Annotated in this window: 9 protein-coding genes and 1 pseudogene; 5 read left to right on the top strand and 5 right to left on the bottom strand. The window is 42.7% G+C overall.

Features of this window, described 5'->3' with window-relative positions; translation table 11 throughout:
- Positions 1–280 precede the first annotated feature (280 nt).
- From H524_RS0104620 to H524_RS0104610, 3 genes are all read left to right on the top strand, one after another.
- Entirely contained in the window at positions 281–2,542 is a 2,262-nt protein-coding gene (locus H524_RS0104620) for a hypothetical protein (protein WP_027939376.1), read from the top strand.
- Between the two features lie 371 nt (positions 2,543–2,913).
- Positions 2,914–4,677 (top strand): IS1634 family transposase, encoded by a 1,764-nt coding sequence (locus H524_RS0104615; RefSeq protein WP_027939375.1) that lies wholly within the window; start codon positions 2,914–2,916, stop codon positions 4,675–4,677.
- Between the two features lie 211 nt (positions 4,678–4,888).
- Positions 4,889–7,165 (top strand): hypothetical protein, encoded by a 2,277-nt coding sequence (locus H524_RS0104610; RefSeq protein WP_027939374.1) that lies wholly within the window; start codon positions 4,889–4,891, stop codon positions 7,163–7,165.
- Positions 7,166–7,364: 199 nt separating this feature from the next.
- Here the strand turns inward: H524_RS0104610 and H524_RS0104605 are convergent, their stop codons facing one another.
- Both H524_RS0104605 and lon read right to left on the bottom strand, forming a co-directional pair.
- Positions 7,365–9,164, bottom strand: a complete 1,800-nt coding sequence (locus H524_RS0104605; protein WP_044121499.1) for a helix-turn-helix domain-containing protein — start codon at positions 9,162–9,164, stop codon at positions 7,365–7,367.
- A gap of 315 nt (positions 9,165–9,479) precedes the next feature.
- On the bottom strand, positions 9,480–13,220 hold the full coding sequence (gene lon / locus H524_RS14300; RefSeq protein WP_052338914.1) for an endopeptidase La: 3,741 nt from the start codon (positions 13,218–13,220) through the stop codon (positions 9,480–9,482).
- Positions 13,221–13,985: 765 nt separating this feature from the next.
- Here lon and H524_RS0104585 point away from each other — a divergent pair.
- Positions 13,986–14,270: a hypothetical protein gene (locus tag H524_RS0104585; protein ID WP_027939372.1), complete on the top strand. Its 285-nt coding sequence runs from the start codon at positions 13,986–13,988 to the stop codon at positions 14,268–14,270.
- Here H524_RS0104585 and clpX read toward each other — a convergent pair.
- From clpX to tig, 3 genes and pseudogenes are all read right to left on the bottom strand, one after another.
- On the bottom strand, positions 14,267–15,541 hold the full coding sequence (gene clpX / locus H524_RS0104580) for an ATP-dependent Clp protease ATP-binding subunit ClpX (protein WP_027939371.1): 1,275 nt from the start codon (positions 15,539–15,541) through the stop codon (positions 14,267–14,269). The genes H524_RS0104585 and clpX overlap by 4 nt on opposite strands.
- 501 nt (positions 15,542–16,042) lie before the next feature.
- Positions 16,043–16,654, bottom strand: a pseudogene (gene clpP, locus H524_RS14295) (ATP-dependent Clp endopeptidase proteolytic subunit ClpP); the annotation flags it as partial.
- 656 nt (positions 16,655–17,310) lie between these two features.
- Entirely contained in the window at positions 17,311–18,699 is a 1,389-nt protein-coding gene (tig, locus tag H524_RS0104570; protein ID WP_027939370.1) for a trigger factor, read from the bottom strand.
- 1,374 nt (positions 18,700–20,073) lie between these two features.
- On the opposite strand from tig, the gene H524_RS14290 reads away from it, so the two are divergent.
- Positions 20,074–21,168, top strand: a complete 1,095-nt coding sequence (locus H524_RS14290; RefSeq protein ID WP_052338913.1) for a beta-N-acetylglucosaminidase domain-containing protein — start codon at positions 20,074–20,076, stop codon at positions 21,166–21,168.
- Positions 21,169–21,240 lie beyond the last annotated feature (72 nt).

The following is a 21,240-nucleotide window of genomic DNA, read 5'->3' as shown; positions in this document are numbered from 1 at the left end:
AAAGTCGCTAATGGGCGCTACATAGGCAAAATGCCTTATATACAAAGATATTCTTTTGCTTAGATGCAAGAATACCAAGCGTTAGCTCAAATGTAGCTGCAAAGTATGGTATCTTGAGACTCTATGACGATTAAGCAACAATGATCAGCATTCATGCAAGCTTTGACAGTTAATCGATTTACCAACACTTTACTTTCACGAAGCTTAGTTAATTTGCGTACACCTGTATATATGCAGACGGCAAAGCACAGGTCGTGCACTTTACTTTAGAGGATTAATAATGGGCAAAAAGTCTCGCACTAAAAAACTGCGCCAATCTGGTGATTTGCCAAAGTTTTCAAGAAAAGATAAGAGTAATATCCGCTATCAACCATACAAGCAAGATAGCGACGATGGTGATTTATTACAGTCGCTATATCAAATGAAACATCAACTTGAGTCAGGGCAAGCTGATATTTATGATGTGGTTGCGCAGCTAATGAATAATGCAGGCATAGATCTTGGTCTAGGCCCATCAGAGGGCTCAATCAATCATGCACACAGTCTTCGTGCATTTATAGAAGAGAGCAAAACTAAATATTTAACTGGTCTTGAGAAAATAGCTGACTATCAGTCTTATTCACCAGAAAAGTCTTTGAAAGACGAAACAGCTAAAGCTGCAGGTTATAGCGATGAAGAGCTACAAGCTCGTGCATCTGTAACCGACTCTGACTCGTATCAAAAGAAGGTTGCCGATCTTCTAGGCATCAAGCGTACTGATGATCCTGAGCAGTTTAATTTAGGCGCTGCACCTATTATTGCTGGTGCACTAGAAAAAATTGGTGTGTTATCAACTATTGTTAAGCATATCGGCAACGAAAAGTTCAAAGGGCTTGTCAGCAATGAGCTCTTAGTTGGCAAGTTGTTCATCGACATGTTCCGTGACATGAACAAAAATACGCAGTACTTACAACTAGAGCGTCACAATTACAACAATCTGTATGCTGCATTGCTATTTACAGACTTTGAAGAAAGCTCTGCACAACTTTATCTCAACGAATACACTGGTATTTTAGGTGCTAAAAAACTTGGTCAATACAAGAACCATCAGAGCATCTATACTGACGTAATCAATAAACTTTTTAAGTTCTATTTTACTCCAGGTTTTAATCTAACAGCAGTACAGCTCATACAAATACCAAGAAACTTCATCAAGTTTGCTCATATCAATGAAAGCATGAAGGTAGAAGAGTGCGCAGATCTTAATAATAAGCTCATCTGCTTTTGCGATATATGGACAGGAGTACCTGTCTTAATTTGCCGCTCTAAAGGAAACTCTACCAAGAAATCAGCCGTTGTAGACTTAGCTGTCGAAAACTTAGCTTTACTTAGAAAACATTACCCAACAGTCAACACTATTGCTGTTAATGATAAATATGCAACCCCTAGTCTTTTAGAAGGCTGCAAAAATGCAGGACTGCAAGTCTTTTCCTATATCGAGGATGCGCAGAAGGCTGCTTCAATTAAAAACTCCTATTCAGATAAACTCGTCGACATAATATCCGGAAAACCTGATGATGCCATTGCAGTAAATATGAGCGAGAAAGGTGAGCAAGTAGAAGGCTTAGATGGTTTAATGCGCTATGGAACAATCGTTAGGAACGATTCCTATGAAGCACAGCTAAAAACAGAGCAAGCCATACGCAGACTGAGAACTAGTCTAATTGGATACTTTACTCATAAACCATTTAAATCTCAGCTTGAAGCCCAAAATGCCATAAAAGCACATGAGTCTACATTTAAGCTAGTTTCGGTTGATATTAATAAAATTGCTTATTTAGATCTCGACGATGGCAAAGTGGAAGTCAGCTTTTTTGGCGTAGATGATTCTTCTGAAGAAAGCTTGGCAATTAGAAACAGTGCATATGCTTTTAGCCTCTACAATAATCTTGTAGGATGTAAGGTACCATTGCTTTACCATATGTGCGAAGAAACTCGTCACAATGAGGAGCTTTGGAGCAAGTTAAAACCTTTCACTGCAATTGTGCCTGATTGCGCCATGCGCGATGAAGACATTAAAGCCGGCTTATTCTTGGTAAGCGATCTAATGATGGCTATTTGTACTGTCCTTGACAAGCATGTTAAAGCGCTCATGAATGATACTGTTGCAGAAGAAACTAAGTCAGCCAAGATCATGTCTATTGCGCCAACCCTCTACAAATACATCAATATGTTTGAACTGGAAGAAGGCTTAGAAGTAAGTTTCGACAGCGACGATATTACATTGGAAATAGATCCGTTAAGCGATTTCGATTCCATGAGTATTGAAAAGACCTGTGATGGCTTTGATGTTGATATTTTCGATTTAGACGCTGTTCACCTGCTTCAAAACCTAGGCTATGAATGGGAGCGCTTCCTAAGCGGTGAAGTTATTCGAGTATGCAGTTATTCTAAAGACGAATGGATTGGATGCACTATGGGCATTCCTTCCATAAGACAAGCTGACTACGACGATTATCAAACTGCCTCAATGCAATCGGATCTAGAAAATGCAAGTAGGTAAAGCCTCTTAGATTAGCATTGTGTCATTGGCTAAATATGCAACGGCGCAAGGTACATCTTGCTAAGGTACATCTTGCTAAAATACATCTTGCTAAGGTACATCTTGCGTCGGCACAGTGCTAATTTGAGCTAATCACCCTATCTTATGGCTCACTCCACATTAATATGAATGTCAGAGTGCATCAGGAGCATGCTAATAAGCTTAAGTTTGCGTCATTTTAATGCTCAAGGCAGACAAATGGCGCTTTGACTCACTTTTATAGCTCAAAGAATACCAAAGCCTTCATTTCTTTAATGATTTAGCCCATTTTGTGCTTTCTTTTACCTCATTATTGAGCTGTATCATACGACTACATACTTGCGGTGATTTTTATGCTGTACAAGTCAACCGTCAATCTTTCAGATATTCCTTGTCGCTACTACCTATCCAAGGCTAATGCTCAGGGTAGCCAATACGTATACGCGCACGTTGGCGATAAGTACAACAAGGAAAAGAAGTACAGTGTTCCAGTACGTTTAGCCATTGGTAAAGTCTGTGCTGACGATTCTGGCAAGATGTATCCAAACAATAACTTTTACGAGAAGCTCCCTGATGTCATAGTTAAAGAACAGCACCCCTCTCGCAGCATGAGTCAAGATATTGGGGCTTTCTTGCTAATACAGCGCGTATTCCATGAGCTTGGAATAGTCTCACTTCTTCAAAAGCATTTCTTAGATAAGTCTGCATTAGTCCTTGATTTGGCCACATTCATGATGATCTGTGAGGACAAGGCTTTATGTCATTTTAAGGACTATGCTCGCACCCACCCTCTATTTAGAGAGGATCAGCATATTGTCAGTGACGAAACTATCAGTCGTTTCTTATCAGATACCTCACAAGATCAGATATATAACTACATAGTTGATTGGAACGCTCAGAACAAGAATGGTGCTGAGATTTTCATCTTATATGACGCTTCAAATAAGAATTGCCAAGCTGGTGACATTGATTTCGTAGAGTTTGGTCATGCCAAAGCAAATGCTGACAGCCCAATTGGGAACTATGGTATCGGACTTGATGCTCATAAGATGCTGCCACTCTTCTACGATGGTTATCAAGGCTCAATACCTGACGTTTCACAGCTTGAACAGCTAGTAAACAAGGCAACTAAATTTGGCTATCAGAAGATAACTTTCATATTAGACAGAGGTTTCTTCTTTGATGGCAACATACGATACATTGATGAGTCAAAGTGCAACTTTATCCTCATGGTTAAAGGAAATAAGAAGCTTGTAGGCGAAATCATCGATAAGCTCAGAGGCAGCTTTGAGATGGATCATAAGTATCTTATTAAGACCACATCAGGAGTGTATGGATGCACAGAGAAAAGAGAATTTGCTGGTAAAGATCGATACTTTCATGTCTACTGCTCAACGCAAAAGCTTCATACTGAAAGTGACAAGCTATCTAAGCAGATTGAAGACCTAGAGGTCCATCTAAGAAGATGTAAAGGAAAAATCCTAGACTCAACCAAGGATTTTGACCCTTATTTTGATCTACAAAAAGATAAGTCAGGCAAGCTAATCTTCTTCGAGCGCAAATACGACGCAATTACAGCAGAGCTTAAAAGAGCAGGTTACTTCACGATCATTACATCTGAAAAGATGACAGCACAAGAGGCTTACCTGCTATACAAGAAACGTGATAGCTTTGAGAAAATCTTCTGTGATGATAAGGCATTTTTAAGCTCAGACAGCTCAGTTGTTCGCTCTACTCAAGCGCTTAGAACCAAGATGTTTATCGAGTTTATCGCTCTTATCGCACGATCTAGACTCTACTCTCTTATTCAAGATGCATCTATCAGAGTGAAAGGTTGCATGGTTGTACATAACGTTCCTGATACTTTAATTGTTCTTGATAGAGTCAAAGCTATTTCTCTTAAACCTAATGGCAGATACACTCTTCAAAATGGCTTATCGCGAACAACCATGCAGATTTTTAGCTATTTTGGTGTAAGCGAGATAGAGCTTAACAATATGGTCTCTAAGCTTTTATCTAGGCTATCGGCAGCATCAATAGAGTATGAAAACGATCTGCCTATTAATGCTACAGATAAGCTAGAAGATGGTTCTGACAAGTCATCCCATGATAGATAGTTTAGCTAAGCTACATCAATTCACAAGCTTGGCATGTACACATATCCATGGGTTAAAGGGATCCTTGTATGCAAAGTCGTAAACATTTTGCGCGCAAGCTGTAGTTGCAATAAAACAAGCTTATTGCGCGTAAACAAGTGCTAACTAAGGCCTATGATGGTAGATTAGATAGGCTAGTGTTCAGGCAACAATTTGTGGGGCTAAAGATTAAATGGCTAAAGTAGACAGTGATGAAGTTCTTTTAGACAATGCTCTGGTTGAGCTTTTAAGCAGCTTTAAATTTCCCTTGTTTGCTCAATTTGCAAGCACTGTTGGCAAAGACTACAGCAAGTTTAAAGTCAGCTCCCTTAAAGAAAAAGTCGCTATACGCGACATCTACAATCTTTGCATGCTTGAAAGCTTTGTCACTATGGGGCTTAGCGCCTCTGATCTAACTAGATTTGATTTCTACACAAGAAGCTATTTTTGCGATAAGAATGCCTTTGTCCGTGTTCAAGATCTATACAATTTCATTACTTTGGACAAAGGTGCGCTTAATAAAGAGTACGATTTAGACTTCTTAACTCTACTTAGTGGCGCTCTTGACCGCTTTGGGATTATCAAGAAATTAGTGGATATCCTTGGCCAAAAACAAACAGTTGGACTTAACACTGATGTCTTGATTGCCAAAGCTCTTTTTGACATGTACAGCGCCATGCATGAACAGTGCAAGTCATATCCTAAGGAGTTATCAAGCCCGCGCTTAAATATCTTTTACCCTGCCCTTATCAAGCTTAATCGCGCTCAAGACTATCTCTTATTCAATGAGTGCACTAGTTCTCTAGCATTTGCTGAGCTTGGTAAGCATAAGGATCTTGATGGTCTTTACACTGCTCTGTCCAAACAAATAATCGCCAGTATTGCACCTAATCACAAAGTCACATCTGTCTTTATTGTTACCGTACCACGTAGACTGTTCAGTGTTGACTATAATGATGATGAAAGCTACGAGTTTATCTGTGATGCAGCTACCGGAATACCTTTAGCCTACGATGTATCTACTACTACACCGCGTAATCGCACTGAGATAAAAGTATTTGTCTGGAATCACCTGCGTCGTGTGTTAGAACAATATCCTGACATTCAGAACGTCATTATTGATGGCCAGCTTATCTCTAATGCGTTAATTGAAAACATCAACAGTGAAGGTCTTAACCTCATTTGCAGGATGCAAAAAAATAGCCCCTTACACCTCGATCTTGTGCATGTTGATACTAAATACTTTCAACCTGTTAAAGATAAGCAGGACAAAGAGGTAGCTTATGGATTTCATTCTACATATAGAAGAACACTGCCGACTAAAAATAAGTCTTGGTTTAATTATGATCATTATTATGATGATGAGGACGAGGATAGTGCTCTAGATTTATCAGTTCTGGCTGACAAAACGCTTGTTGTTCAGTACTGTGACAAAATTTTAGATAAAGCGCGCGCAGAGACTATCGTATATCAACAATACATCAGCAAATACAATAGCCATGAGAGCGAAGGTTATGCCTACAGGCATCTAAAGGATTTATTAAGACAACTGAAGTACTGTCAGGCTATGGCCAAAGATGGTGGTGATCCCAAGATCTATCAAAACGAGCACGGCTCTTGGAGTCTCGATATACAATTTGCCATTAATGATGATGAAATAAAGAGATTATCTATATCTGAGACTGCTTTTGTTGTAGCTCAATCTAAGTTAGATAATCCTCTGACTTTAGAAGCGCTCTATCCACTCATGCTTAACTTTGACAAGTTCCAAAAACGTTGGCATGACTTGGCATCTACTAAACTCAAACTCCCAGCATACTACTCAAATTGTGAGGGCGCTACTAAAGGCTTTGTCTTCTTATCTAATGTGCTATTAATGACCTTAATCGCTTTAGGTCACCACATTGAGATCAATACTGACACCAAGATTACTCTGCGTAACTTTAAGAACGATGGTTTTGCTGTTAGCCCGTATGTAACTACACTTGCTGCCATGGCATGCTGCCTTAGCTCAGTAAAAGTTGCTTTAAAGCTAGCAATAATCGAACGAAGAGAGGCAGAGGATGATGATCTGATAAGCGATATAGCTGATGATGATCTCAAACTTAACTATATTTATGATGAGGCTAAAGACACATTAAAAAAGCTAGGTCCTGAGTGGTCTCGTTTTGCCAAAGGCCATATTTTACGCAACAGAAACTACTTAGAAGTGCTCAGGGAAAAAAGTCCATTAGAGCTCAAATTTGAAAAGCTTGTTAAAGATCAAGCTAAGGCACTCAAGGCCCCCGTACACAGCGAGGGTTCATTTGAACCAGACAGCATCTGTGCGGCTATCTTAACAGCGCTACAAAATGTTAATAATACTTCACACATAAGTAAAAAGAACAAGCATAGAACAACTATAAGTGAGATGGATGAGTTCTTAAACACACTTAGCAGCTACGAGTTGGCCTCTGAGAGCAAGGCATAGAGTTCTAACAACACCGCTACCTATCACTATAGGCTACATAGATAGCTCTTAGGCCGCCTCTAGTACCTTGTGCTGTCGAGGCAGACGGTATCGTCAGTGCCATGGTCACTACCTTGCGATGCCGAGGCAGACGGTATCGTGAGTGCCACTATTAGTGCCTACGCTTAATGCTTGGTAGATAGCATTGCTTTTCCAAGTCTTAGTCTGCTTGAGTGCAGAGCGAGTCTGCCAAATTAGCAACAAATGTAGGATCAATATCAAAGCACTTGAGGATGTGCTGTGAGTGTTGGTCGAACGGAGTTGCTAGCTTTAAAGGTACTAAATCGCCTCCACTAATGAGCCTAATCTTGTCTAAGTGCTCTAAAGCTGACAGTGTACTTAGGCTTTGCTCATGATTATCGGTTTTATCAGGATCAAGAGCTAGTTTGCTATTGATATAAGCTTGCAGTACAGAGCTAATGAAGCGTACTACACACGAACCAGTTAGTAACTGAGCAATGTCGTTGTAGCGTAGGCTTTGCTTATTTATGTTGCTTGGTACTTTTAACAAACTTTGAGTTTTAGTCAGTGCGCTATAGCGATCGTAGGCTTGAGCAGCATCCATTAGTTCAGTGGTAGCAATACAGCTAAAGGCATGTAACTTATCTTTAAGCGTATCATTAATTTGATTGCCACTCTTAACTTTTACCTGATTATTAAAGCTTATAGACGGAGTGCTAGCACCTCTATCATAGAAAAAGTGCATGTAACGCTCTTTGCCTAAAAACTTACCCTTGATGGTCTTTCCTGAAATTAATGGTGCTTTTTCACTAAGCATTTGCGCAGAGCTTGACAGTTCCATTCCATGCTCATTAACAAGCTTAGTGATAACAGCACTTCTGCCATCGCAATATAAGACTACATTGAAACCACGATGCTCAAGGTCATTAATAAAGCTGTCTGTGAATGTACCCTTATCTAAAAAGACGGTATGCCTGTCATCAGTGTCATCAGGAAGTGTGTTGTCAAACTCACTTAGGCTTTTTAAGCTTGGCAATGACTCTTTGATAAGCTCAAAGGTAAAAGGCATGCCATCATAAGCCCTGCGAGCCTGAGCTACATAAAAACCATCTAAAGTAGAGGCTGAACGAAACGATCTGCCATTGATAATGTTGAGGTTGCCAGAGGTCTGTAAACTATCTGATAAATCGTATGTAATTATCAGCTCATCTGATTTTTCAAATGTCTTAAAGAGTGTTTCGCTTAAGGCATGCTGCAGATTAAATAAAGGGCCATCAAGCAGTTGTGCTAAGTCACTTTCTCCAGGAAATTTTTGGTCCTGGTTAAATAAGCAGTGGTCAGCGGCATATTGCTCTAAGCTAAGAGCCTTTCCATCAGCAATAAAGATACTATAGCAAGCTAAATCAATAAGAGTTTCCACATGCACCTTGCTCTCAAGATGAGCAAGCTTGATGGCGCTCTTTAACGTTTTGTCCAACCTAAGGTCGTATATAGCTTTGCTTATGAGCGCATAAGATCCAAACTTAATACTTACATCTTCACTGTCTGAGTTAACAGATGGCGTAGATGATGGATTTGATGAGGCTTTTGATGGTGGATTTGAAGATGAATGTGATGATGCTTTTGATGCTACCGTTGAAGACGGCGTAGGCTCTAAAATTGAGCTCTTATCTTTAGTGCTAGCTTGAGACTCGTCATCTTGGCAATCACTGTTAGCTGTACTATTTGCGTTGGGCGCATTCTTAGCAATGTTAGCAACAGATGCACAAGTGTTAGTCAATTCATGAGTATTATCATGAGAAGATTGCTCATGCACTGCAACCACAGTTGTAGGGCCGCTGCTTTCTTTGCTGTTACGTCCTCTTGTCTTGACGAGATCCTTGCAAAAGGAGTAGACGCTGCTACGTGAGATATCAAGAGTCTCGGCAATTTGAGCGTAAGTATAATATCCAGATTGGTACATTTGACGTGCTTTTTCGACAACACTTTTATCCAACATACTGCTTATAACCTCGACTACTCAAGATATTACTCACCCTAAACGTTATAGCCCAAAACGCAAGGATCTTGCACGAAACTTTTAGATCTCGATGAAAAAAGGCAGCTGACGCTGCCTTTTTTGTGCCAACTAAGCTTTAGAGCAATGCTGTTAATTGCTCTAGCCTTGCTTGTGGTGTTGCTCATGCAAGGCTTGGCTTTGCTCTTAAGCTCTCTTAGCAATGCTCTTGTATAGCGTGGAGCATTGCTGTTAATTGCTCTTTGGTACTTAATGGGGCTTGGCCAAGTTCAAAAGAACTTGGCTTGTGTGCGTAAATTACTGCACGATCTCAAGACGCTTTTGGGCATCGTCGCGACGACGGCGGCGAGTTGGCTTTGGAGTTTCCTCTTCGTCCTTGTTGTTGTGAATTTCACCAACAGCGATCTCGGAGGAGTCTTTGATCTCCATAGCGTACTTGCGCTCTTCAGCTTCGGCACGCAATTTACGTTGTGCCTCACGCTTTTCATAGCCACTTAAGGTCCAATCCTCTGGAGTAGTTGGCTTGAACTTACGTGGATTGCTCTCAAGGGCAATATCGAGCACTTCATCGATAGTCTTAACTGGAACGATCTTAAGACCCTTAGTTACGTTCTCAGGGATATCCCACAGATCTTTCTTGTTATCAAATGGAATACATACAGTCTTAACACCACCACGCAGTGCAGCAAGGAGCTTCTCCTTAAGACCACCGATGGCCAGCACGTCACCTCGCAGTGTGATTTCACCAGTCATAGCCACATCAGAGCGCACTGGGTTGCCGGTTAAAGCAGACACAATAGCGGTGGTGGTAGCACTACCTGCTGATGGACCATCTTTCTTGATAGCACCCTCAGGGAAGTGAACGTTAAGGTCAACACTTTGATAGAAGTCTGGAGCTAAGGAGAACTCACGTGCGTGGGAGCGAACCCAAGCAATAGCAGCAAAGACAGACTCCTTCATCACTGAGCCAAGCTGACCAGTGAGCAGGTGCGTACCCTTACCCTCATTAGCGATAACTTCAACTTGCAGCATATCGCCACCAACTGAGCTTACTGACAGACCGTTGACGACGCCAACACGATTGTCCTTAAGCTTAGAGGTGTAGTCGTAGCGCTTAGGGCCAATGAGCTTTTCAATCTCCTTAACGCCTAAAACAGTCTTTTTAGGAGTCTTAGGAGGGTTAAGCATCAATTCCTTAACTACCTTACGGCACAGCTCTGCGATGATGCGCTCTAAAGCACGAACACCAGCTTCCATAGTGTAGTGCACGATCAGCTGCTTTAAGCCTGCATCAGAGATATCAAACTCATCCTCGCTTAAGCCATTTCTGCGCAGCTGCTTTGGCAGTAAGTGCTCACGAGCAATATGGAACTTCTCATCTGCAGTGTATGAGGACAGATCAATGATCTCCATACGATCAGACAATGCAGGTGGGATGTTGTAGCTGTTAGCAGTTGCAATAAACAGCACCTTAGATAAATCGTACTCAAGGTCAACGTAGTTATCTGAGAAGGTGGAGTTCTGCTCTGGGTCTAACACTTCAAGTAAGGCTGCAGAGATGTCGCCATGGTAAGTATTTGTTGAAATCTTATCGATCTCATCGAGCAAGAACAGTGGGTTATTCACCTCGCACTTGATCATGCCCTGAATAATACGGCCTGGCATAGCACCGATGTAAGTACGACGGTGACCACGAATCTCAGACTCATCATACATACCACCAAGAGCAACACGTACATACTTACGACCAGTTGCTTTAGCAATGGAGGCAGCTAAAGAAGTCTTACCGATACCTGGAGGGCCCATTAAGCATAAGATCTGACCATGGGTGTCAGTCTGCTCACGACGGCTTTGTACTGCAAGGAACTCTAAGATACGGTCTTTAACTTTCTTAAGACCATAGTGCTCTTGCTCTAAAACATCACGTGCCTTAGCAAGCTCCTTATTGATTTCGGTGCTCTTAGACCATGGGATGGAGAGCAAGGTATCAATATAGTTGCGCACCATGGAGTTTTCGCCAGTGTTAAGCGGCATGATGGCAAGACGAGAGATTTCCTTTTGCAGACGGTTAATAACCTCTACAGGAGCATCTAAATTAGCAACCTTATTGCGGTACTCTTCAAGATCATTGCTGTCATCTACCTGAATGTTAAGCTCACGCTTAATAGCCTTGAGCTGCTCATTTAAGTAGAAGTCACGCTGTGATCTATCCATAGCAGCACGAGCATCTTCAGCGATCTTCTTATCAACTTCAGCCTTGTAGGAGAAGTTGTTTAAGAAAGCGATCACTGCCTTAGCACGAGCAACTGGATTTAAGGTCTCTAAGATGTACTTCTTGTCGAAGAATGGCAGATTTAAGATCTGAGCTAAACCATCAGCAAGCTGACCTAATACAGCAAGCTCACGAACAGCGACAATTAACTCAGATGGAATGTTCTTCTCGATGATATTGCGGCCACCGTGCTTTTGCACCTCAAGAGCATTGTCTAAGGCGTTTCTTAAAGCGTCGATGTAACGCTTCTCGATAACTGGGTCGACCTCAACTTCCTTTAAGAACTTGACCTCAACATGGCGTACTTGATCGGCTGGATCATCGATGATACGAGAGATCACAACACGCTCGTAACCACGAATAGTGGCACGGTACTGTTCTTTGTCGTTGTAAGCGGCGCTTAAAACCTTTGCCACTACACCCACACGGCCTAACTCATCTTTAGTAGGACGTACATCGGAGTCAGCAAGCTGTGTAAATACAGCAATATTCTTGTCGCTCTTTAATGCCTCTTGCAAGGTGAGCACGGTGTTTTCGCGTGCTGCAATCAGTTGCACATTGGCAGATGGAGTAATAACAATCGAGCGCAGAGTTATAAGCGGGAACTTAGCAGTACGAGTATTGCCTTCATTATCGGTTACCACCTCGTAATCAGAGGTTGATGTATTCTTGTCAGCAGACACGTCTTTCTCCTTATCTGCGCTTAAATCATCACTATCAGATTGCTTAGTTGAAGAACGTTTAGCTCTCTTAGACTTGACTGTATTCTCTTGAGTCTCAACCTTTGAGCTATCAGTAGCGTCAGCATCAGTTACTAGCGCTGCCTTATCTTCTTTAGTCTCTTCAACAGTCTCATGAACTGCAGCGGCTACTTCTTGTTCCTCATCAACCTTTGCTTGGGCCTCTTCATTGGCCTTGTTCTTACGTCGTTGTAAGAAAGCGTTGATGGCAGCAGCCTCTGCCTCTTGAGCTTCATTCTTAGTTAAAGTTGCGCCCTTAACCTGATCTGCGCTGACATTTTCCTCAGCTACAGGATCACGAGCGATACGATCTTCGGCCATAGCTGCACTTTTTACAGTGCTCTTTACCTGGCTCTTAGTTACGCTCTCTTGTGGCGCTGCCTCTTTTGTAGAGGCCTTTACATTCTTTGAGCTTGCGCTCTTTGCAGCACTATCAGTAACAGCACGCTTAGACACGCTCTTAACACTTGCACTCTTTGCCTCAGAGGCAGCCTTGCTCTTAGCGCTAGTGGTGCCTTTTGCAGCAGTCTTGCTAGCAGCGCTCTTGGTAGCTGCAGTCTTACTAGCAGATGCCTTGGTAGCTGCACTCTTGCTAGCAGCGCTCTTGGCAGCTGCGCTCTTAGCACTCTTGCTTGAACTGCTCTTGCTTGCACTAGCGGTGCTCTTTAAGGTCGAGCTATCCTTAGTTGCTGATGCAACCTTGGTGCTAGAGGTGCGTGAGGATGATGCACGTGCCTTGGTGGCAGATGCTTTAGATGTCTTTGCAGCTGCTTCAGCCTTAGCATTAGCTTCTTTCTTATCACTAGAGGCACTAGCTGGTGCCTTAGTTTTGGCATTTGTATTTTTTGATGAGGCCATAGAATTAGACTTAGTGGTAGTTGCAGAGGCTAATGTAGTTTTATTTCGCACAGTGCGCTTAGAGCTGCTAGTCGTCGCTGCAGCTTTAGTTGCGCCTGACTTACTTACCTTATCCTTTTGCTCGATATCTGCTTTGACAGAACTATTAGCTTTCTTTGCTCGTACCATATTGTGTCTTAGCGGCTAATACAAGCCGTCACTGAAAGTGGAAACGAAATCTTTTAATGGTAAGGCTACAAGAGTAAGTGCTCTTAAGCGCCATCCATTATTTTTAGCAGCTTTGTAGATAAGCTATACGTAAAGCATGCATAAGTTGAAGATCTTAAATCCTAGCTTCACAATTAAGCGCATTGACCTAACTTATAGGCCAGTTGTTGCCATCTTAATATGCTCTGATGAGCCATATTTGGTAGGCTCAATTGAACCAAATTAAGATGGTTAATTGCTATTGTTCATGTAAGCATAGCGTATCTGTTTTAGCTGGCACTTAGTAGACCTTAGATAGTGCGTGCAAAATGAACCACGCTCTAAGACAACTTTGTGCAGCTATGATTATTACATCTATAGAGCGGTTTTTAACGAAAAGTGCGAAATAAGTTGCAATAAGGCCTAAATATGCCCACTGCTTAACACTTCTAGCAAGTTATAAATGCCAAAATATGGTTGCAATAACAACACCATGAACCACTTTTCACCATATATGCATCGCTAAAACATCAAAATTACATCTAGAGCGCTCAAAAAATAACATTGAGCCAAAAATTTTAACCTCGCCAAAGCTCAAGTCGACACATACAAGACCATGTCCATTTTGCTAACTGCAATCAGCCAGCAAGCATATAGTCACTAAGCGGCATAAGCGCCAATTCGCTGTAATACCTATTTTCATCATTCAATCGTGCTTCGCAAGCTGCAGCTGATCTCTTTGGTGCTTTGCTGCTGTTTATTGAGCTGAATGGCGCTGTAGCATTTTGCGTGTGCTTTTGCTTTGCTCGCGCTTTTTTGAGTTGCTTCTGCTTTGTTGCTTTGCTTTTGATTTGTTGGTTTTGCTTTGTTGCTTTTGGGGCTGCTGTTTTGGCTTGTGGCTGTGGCGCTTGGGGCTTTGCTTTACAGGTTGGAGAGTTGGTTGTGGGCGGCCTAAAAGGGCAAAGGGCAGCTAAGGTTGAGTTTTACCTTGGCTACCCTTTGCAAATCACTGATGGTGATGATCTAGATTAGCTGTTGGAGACTAACTCAGACTCTTCAGTGCTCTTAATGATCTTAGGCTCGGTACCGTTGCGTACGCAGTCCTCGTCCACGATAACCTTAACTACGTCTGATACTGATGGCAGATCGTACATGGTGTTGAGGAGGAGGTTTTCTACTACGCTACGTAAGCCACGAGCGCCAGTCTTACGCTCAATAGAGATGTCAGCGATAGCTGAGAGTGCATCTTCGGTGAACTCAAGCTCTACTCCCTCAAAGCGGAAGATGGTCTCGTATTGCTTAATTACAGCGTTCTTTGGCTCAGTTAACACGCGTACTAATTGCTCGCGGTTAAGCTCTTCAAGAGCACTGATAACTGGGAGACGACCTACAAACTCTGGGATGATACCAAACTTAACTAAATCATCAGGCTCAACCTTTTGATACTTCTCAGTTAAGGTCATGCGCTCATCTTTGCCTTTAACCTCAGCGCCAAAGCCCATGCCAGAGTTCTTGGCAAGACGCTTATCCACAATCTTCTCCAGGCCATCAAATGCACCGCCACAGATAAAGAGAATCTGAGAGGTGTTAACTTCGACCATTGGCTGATTTGGATGCTTTCTGCCGCCAGTTGGAGGCACGGAAGCGGTGGTACCTTCGATGAGCTTTAATAAAGCCTGCTGCACACCTTCACCTGATACGTCACGGGTGATGGATGGGTTTTCACTCTTACGTGCAATCTTATCGATCTCATCGATATAGATAATGCCCTTTTGAGCCTTCTCAACATTACCCTCACAGGAGTTGAGCAGACGTACGATCACATTCTCTACGTCCTCACCTACGTAACCTGCCTCGGTTAAGGTGGTGGCATCAGAGATAGCAAAAGGTACATTTAAGAACTTAGCTAAGGTCTGTACAAGCAGAGTCTTACCTGAACCGGTAGGACCAATCATTAAGATGTTGGACTTGCCAAGCTCAACATCAGAGTCCTTACCAGAATGTCTTAAACGCTGGTAGTGGTTATAAACTGCTACAGATAAAACCTTCTTGGCATCTTCCTGACCGATTACATACTGATTGAGGTGATCTGCAATCTCATGTGGGGTAGGAATGGTATCAAGGTTAATATAACCTGGATCGTTCTTGCTCTCTGCAATCTTTTTCTTCTGCTTGATGATATCAGCGCAGCGCTCAATACACTCTGAGCAAATGCAATAGCCAGAGTTGGATTGAATTAAAGCACGGGTATCTGATGATGACTCACCACAAAAGAGACAGGAGTTTTTATTCTTGTCAGTCATTAGGCACCTCTATTACTTTCTGCTGTCGCCTGAATTGTCGCTCTTGGATCTAGACTTGCCCTTGGAAGTCTTAGCGCCAGTAAATAAACGATTGTCCTGCTCAGGCTTTTGCTGATTTGGCCACATAGGAGGCTGCATTTGACCAGGCATCTGATTAACACCTGGCATTGGCATACCTGGCATTGGTGGCATATTGCCCTGCATGGCAGCGCTTTGCATAAAGGCCTGCATAACTGGATTTACGCTAGCCATACCCTGCAGTGCTTGCATATTAGGAATTGGCTGATTTGGGTTTAAAGGCTGATTTGGAGCCTTATTGTTATCCATCATGGCCTGATTATTGGCCATCATGTTTTGCATCATTGGGTTAACGCCCATAGCGTTAAAGCCCTCTGACATAGAAACTTGCTGGCTAATCTCTGGGAAGAACTCTGGGCCTGGACCTGATGAGCTTGGACCGTTGCCATCAGGATCGCCATCAGGACGCTCAGCGCCATCCTCACCACGGCGAGTAATGACCTTATCAATGAGGCCATAAGCTAATGCCTCGTAAGAGGACATAAAGTTATCACGCTCACAGTCAGCCATTACCTTCTCGTGTGGCTGTCCAGTGTTTTGAGAGAGCAGTGAGGTCAGAGTGTGCTTGATACGCTCAGTTTCACGAGCGTGGATCATGATATCAGTAGCCTGACCTTTGTAACCGCCTAATGGCTGGTGGATCATGATACGTGAGTGAGGCAGCGCCATACGCTTGCCTTTAGCACCACCGGCAAGTAAGAAAGAGCCCATGGAGCATGCCTGACCGATACATAAAGTGCAAACATCTGGCTTGATGTACTGCATGGTATCGTAAATGGCCATACCTGCAGTCACTACGCCACCAGGGCTGTTGATGTACAGGTAAATATCCTTATCAGGATCATCTGACTCTAAGAACAAGAGCTGAGCAATGATGAGATCAGCCATGCGATCTTCGACTTCACCAGTTAAGAAGATCACGCGATCTTTTAACATGCGTGAGTAGATGTCGAAAGAACGTTCGCCACGTCCTGTTTGCTCGATCACCATTGGAACGAGACTGGACATTCTAGTTGGAAGGTCAAATCCTGACATGAAGAGCTCAACTCCGGTTAATTAACAGTACTCTCAGTGTAATGAGTTTAGGGCAAGTATAAGCACCTTACATCTAAGCGACAATAAAGCCTAGTGATAAGTTTGCTAAAGATAAGTGCCTGATCTTATCTATGATACCCCCGCAATAGATGTTTTGGCTATCGATCGCGATTAAATTCTTTGAAGGCACCTAGATCGCCTTAAAACAACTACGCTTGCCACGCCTTTAAATGCAATGGCTATTGCGATCGCGGAGCGCTAGCAATGCTATGGCACATGCGATCGCAGTGCGATAGCAAGTGCAATCGCATCTGCGATTGCGACTGCCGATGCGAGTGTAACTGCAGTTTTAACTGCAGTTGTTCTTGCGCGAGCTTGAGCACAAGCTGACAGCAAGATCGCCACGCGATGATTGCGAGTTGTACGCTAAATAAGATCGTGATGATCTAGGCTTTAAGGTACTTAATTTTAAGATCTTAGCTTATTGTGTAGGCACAGCACCCTAAAAAAAGAGCCCGCTCGTAAGAGAAGGCACTTTCTTTAAGAAACTGATGGCAAGTAATTGCCCTTGAGTAGCTTCCTGTCTAAAGAGGCCTCCAATTGGAAGCCTCTTTTTAAGCATTTAAGCTTATGACTATACTAACTTAAAGTCAGTATTACTCAGCATCCTGCTCAGACTTCTTAGCGATAGAAGCCATCATACGCTCACGAGCACGCTCCTGAATAGCGTTCTCCTGCTGCTCGCGTAACTTCTGGAACTCTTCAAATGACTTGTCAGCAGTGTTAGCGTTTACTAAGCCAGATAAGAAGTTCATGAGCTTAACGTTGCCAGCAGCGCGAACTACGTTCTCGAGTAATTCCTTGTCCTTACGAACCTCAGTCTTGAACTCTTCTGGATCGTCGTAAGAAATAGCAGCCTTAGCGATCTGAGCATCAACTTCAGCGTCTTCAACCTGAACCTTGAAGTTCTCAGCAGCAATCAGACCCTCTAAGAGGCACTGCTCATTAGCCTGATCCTCAACCTGAGCGGCAAAGCCACCTAACAGAGCGTTCTTTAACTTGTCGTCGAGCTTACCGCCGAACTGACGGGAAAGCTGCTGCTCAGCGATGTAGTTAACCATTGCACGTGGAGCAACAACATCAGGATACTTAGTAGCAATTGCCTTCATTAAGGCAGTGATGTTGTAGTTGGTTGAACCGATCTCAGCCTGCTGCTCAAGGTTAGACTTTAATGAGCCCTTGAGTGCCTCAATACCCTTATCCTCAAAGCCAAAAGCCTTTAAGAAGTCAGCGTCGATCTCTGGGAGAACCTGCTTAGATACTGAGTTAACAGTAATGTCAAAGGTAGCCTTAGCACCCTTTAACTCTTCTGCGTGGTAGTCCTCAGGGAAGGTGCACTCGATGGTGAAGCTATCGCCAGCCTTGTGACCAATGATGCTCTCAGTGAAACCTGGGATCATCTTAGCGGTCTTGATGTTGAGGTTGAAGCCTTCAGCCTTGCCACCTTCAAATGGAACGCCGTCCTTCTTACCTAAGAAGTCGATGTTAGCGGTGGAGTCCTGGTCTACTACAGCACCGTCTACAACCTGCCACTTGCCCTGCTGCTGGCGCAGACGCTCGATCATAGCATCAACATCAGCGTCAGAAACGGTTACATTAACGAGCTCAACGTTAACGTCCTTGAGATCCTTCTTCTCAACGGTTGGATAGATTTCACACTCGCAGGTGTAAACAAAGTCGCCAGACTCGTTGTTGGTGATTTTGGTTACGTTTAAGGAACCTGGGTATACCTTAAGCTCAGTCTTCTTTACAGCCTCTGGGATAGAGGAGTTTAAAGCATTGTCTAAAGCTTCGCTGTTAATACGCTGGCCATAAGCCTCTAAAACTACGTTGCGTGGAGCGTGGCCCTTACGGAAACCTGGAATAGTAACGGATGCGGCTACTTTCTTGAAGGCCTTATCAACATAGGTATTAAACTGTTCAGCTGGAAGTTGAACCTCAAAAGAAGCATTGATGCCTTCTACTTTAGTTACATTAACCTGCATTATCAAACCTCAAAATGCGAGTGCAGTACGATTAAAATTAAACGTGTGGACTGTTTGCAGCTGTTACTGCTTGCCGCACCAAGTCGCAGCTCTTTAAAAAGTCGCAGTTCTTAATAAAAGATGGGAGATTAAACCTCCCCAAAGCTTTAGCTTTGCGCAAAAACTGCCACTTGGTGCAACAAGTCGAACCGCATCGGTTCAAAAGAGCAAAGCCCCTTACTTGTCCTTCACAGTCTTACGAAACTCAAGATTATAATAGCAACTTAGGTAAAATGCCACATTCGGACGCAAAAACAGGCCAAAATCAGCGTAAATCAACGCAAAATCACCTGCAAAAGCCCCTTAAATCCAACAATTGAGCCTAGATAAGCAAGCTTACTTAAGCAAATGATCTTAACTTTTCCCCCTGCAATATGTTTATAGTGACACTATCGTGCCCGTCATAAGCAATGTTGCCAATTTTATGTATTTGTTGAACGATACCTTACCTACCAACTTCAATGACCATGATCCTAAGCTCGCCAAGAGCCCCCACTCTCTTTAACAGATTTCGCGTCTATTCAATGCCCTTTCTTTCCTGATGCTACTTTTCTTAGCTTATGCTCCTTTGCCCTCCAAATGTTATGAAGACATCGATGGCTAATTGACATCAAATGTTGTGGGGTAGTCAATTGATTTTGGGTCATAAAATTCTGTGAAGTCATCAGATGCTGTGGGGGTCATAAAATTCTGTGAGGTCATCAGATGCTATGGGGTAGTCTATTGTTTTTGGGCATCATGAGGTCAAAGGATTCTCTTTAAGTCATCTGATGCTCTTTGGCTATCTACCGCCTGCCTATCGCCATGATCTTATTTAGCGAGCTATCTTTTTCTATAAGCTTACTGCTAGGATGTCTCACAGCATCTTTACAATAAGTTCTAGCCTGATGACTAGATGTATTTAGTGACTGATCTTGCAAAGATTAGTGGGCATAGTTGACAAGAATTATCACAAACCTACAATTGCAACATTGAGCAATTTACTCGTAATCTCGCCATTTTATTTGGCATTTTTACCAACGTTTTATAGCGCTGCATTGCTACCTTGTACTTAAGAGACAAGATAGTAATGAGTTGGTTAGCTTTTTTTGGTAATTATGACCTTGTTTTGATTTTGGTATGAGCACTCTTATCCGTGCTACAAGATCATGGCCATGTAGATGACACGGGCTGACTGCTTTTATAGATTTGCTAGTATGCACTTATATTACAAGCTAGCGATCTTAGTTAATATGGAACATTTGATCTTGGCTTGTTTGATCAGTTGTATGAGTTTGACAATGCTGATCTTATGAGATGATTTGTCTCGTTTGCTCTAAGGGAGTTTGGTTTTAGATGGACGCAGCTTATCTAGGTATTATCGAGGGCTTCTATGGCAAACGTTACGCCACAGAAGAGCGTGAAGCTATCTTTAATTTTGCAGCCAACAATGGCTATAGCTTCTACATCTACGCGCCAAAGGCAGATAAGCAACTGCGCGATGAGTGGTTAAATGAGATCTCTCAAGAGTACAAAGAAGAACTTAAAGATTTTGCATCTAAAGCTCATGCAAGTGGCATCGACTTTGGTGTGGCCTTATCTCCACTCAAGCTAACTGCTAATTTTGAAGAAAACCAAGCCGTTCTTTTAGAGCGCGTAAAAGAGCTTTGCGCTGCATCTTCTTGCGATATCTTCTGCCTCCTCTTTGACGATATGGTCAAGGACTCTGAAGACTTTGGCAAGGTACAAAATAAGATCATCAAGCTTGTTGAATCTCAGCTCCCTGAGCATGTTAAGCACTTTATCATCTGTCCTTCTTACTACACTGATGATCCTATCTTAGACAAGCTCTTTGGTCAGCGTCCTGAGCATTACTTTGAAGACTTGCTCGAGGGCATGCCAGAGCGTGTCAACATATTCTGGACGGGACCTGAGGTCTTATCTAAAGACATCACTGTTGAGCACCTTGAATATGTAACCAAGTTACTTTGCCGCAAGCCTTTTATCTGGGATAACTACCCTGTTAATGATGGCAAGAAGATCCATAACTTCTTATACATTAACAAGTTCCAAGGTCGTCGCGGATTAGCTCCATACGTAACAGGCCATGCCGTTAACCCAATGGTACAACCTCTCCTTTCAACCTTAGCTGAGGTTACACTGCCGCTCATCTATCAAGATAAGACCAACGAAGAGATCAACTTTGCTCACTTACAGCGTGCACGTGAACTCTTTGGTAAAGCAACCTCAATGATCATCAAGTACGACAATCTCGACCTGCTCACCAGAATTGGTCTAAACAATATGTCTACTCGTGACAAGGTACGTTTCCTTGAGTTTAGCCAGATGGAAGATCGCCCAGCTTTAAAAGAGCTTGCTGACTTTATTCAAGGGGATGAGCGCTTTGATCAAACCATCATCAATGGCACTCACATCATCACTCAGGCCTAAAGAAAACGCTTAAGCCTAGTTTTACAAATACAAGCCATATACATCACTTGAAGCTACTCAAACCAAGCTTCA

The organism is Anaerobiospirillum succiniciproducens DSM 6400, assembly GCF_000482845.1.
Taxonomy (GTDB): domain Bacteria; phylum Pseudomonadota; class Gammaproteobacteria; order Enterobacterales; family Succinivibrionaceae; genus Anaerobiospirillum; species Anaerobiospirillum succiniciproducens.
Note: the sequence above shows the minus strand (reverse complement) of the source record. Positions and strands in the feature narration are given on the sequence as shown.

Excerpts from the sequence above, each read along its gene's own strand:
- tig (WP_027939370.1), bottom strand. The coding sequence starts at position 18,699 with ATGCAGGTTAATGTAACTAAAGTAGAAGGCATCAATGCTTCTTTTGAG.
- H524_RS14290 (WP_052338913.1), top strand. The coding sequence starts at position 20,074 with ATGGACGCAGCTTATCTAGGTATTATCGAGGGCTTCTATGGCAAACGT.
- H524_RS0104615 (WP_027939375.1), top strand. The coding sequence starts at position 2,914 with ATGCTGTACAAGTCAACCGTCAATCTTTCAGATATTCCTTGTCGCTAC.
- lon (WP_052338914.1), bottom strand. The coding sequence starts at position 13,220 with ATGGTACGAGCAAAGAAAGCTAATAGTTCTGTCAAAGCAGATATCGAG.
- clpX (WP_027939371.1), bottom strand. The coding sequence starts at position 15,541 with ATGACTGACAAGAATAAAAACTCCTGTCTCTTTTGTGGTGAGTCATCA.
- H524_RS0104620 (WP_027939376.1), top strand. The coding sequence starts at position 281 with ATGGGCAAAAAGTCTCGCACTAAAAAACTGCGCCAATCTGGTGATTTG.
- H524_RS0104610 (WP_027939374.1), top strand. The coding sequence starts at position 4,889 with ATGGCTAAAGTAGACAGTGATGAAGTTCTTTTAGACAATGCTCTGGTT.
- H524_RS0104605 (WP_044121499.1), bottom strand. The coding sequence starts at position 9,164 with ATGTTGGATAAAAGTGTTGTCGAAAAAGCACGTCAAATGTACCAATCT.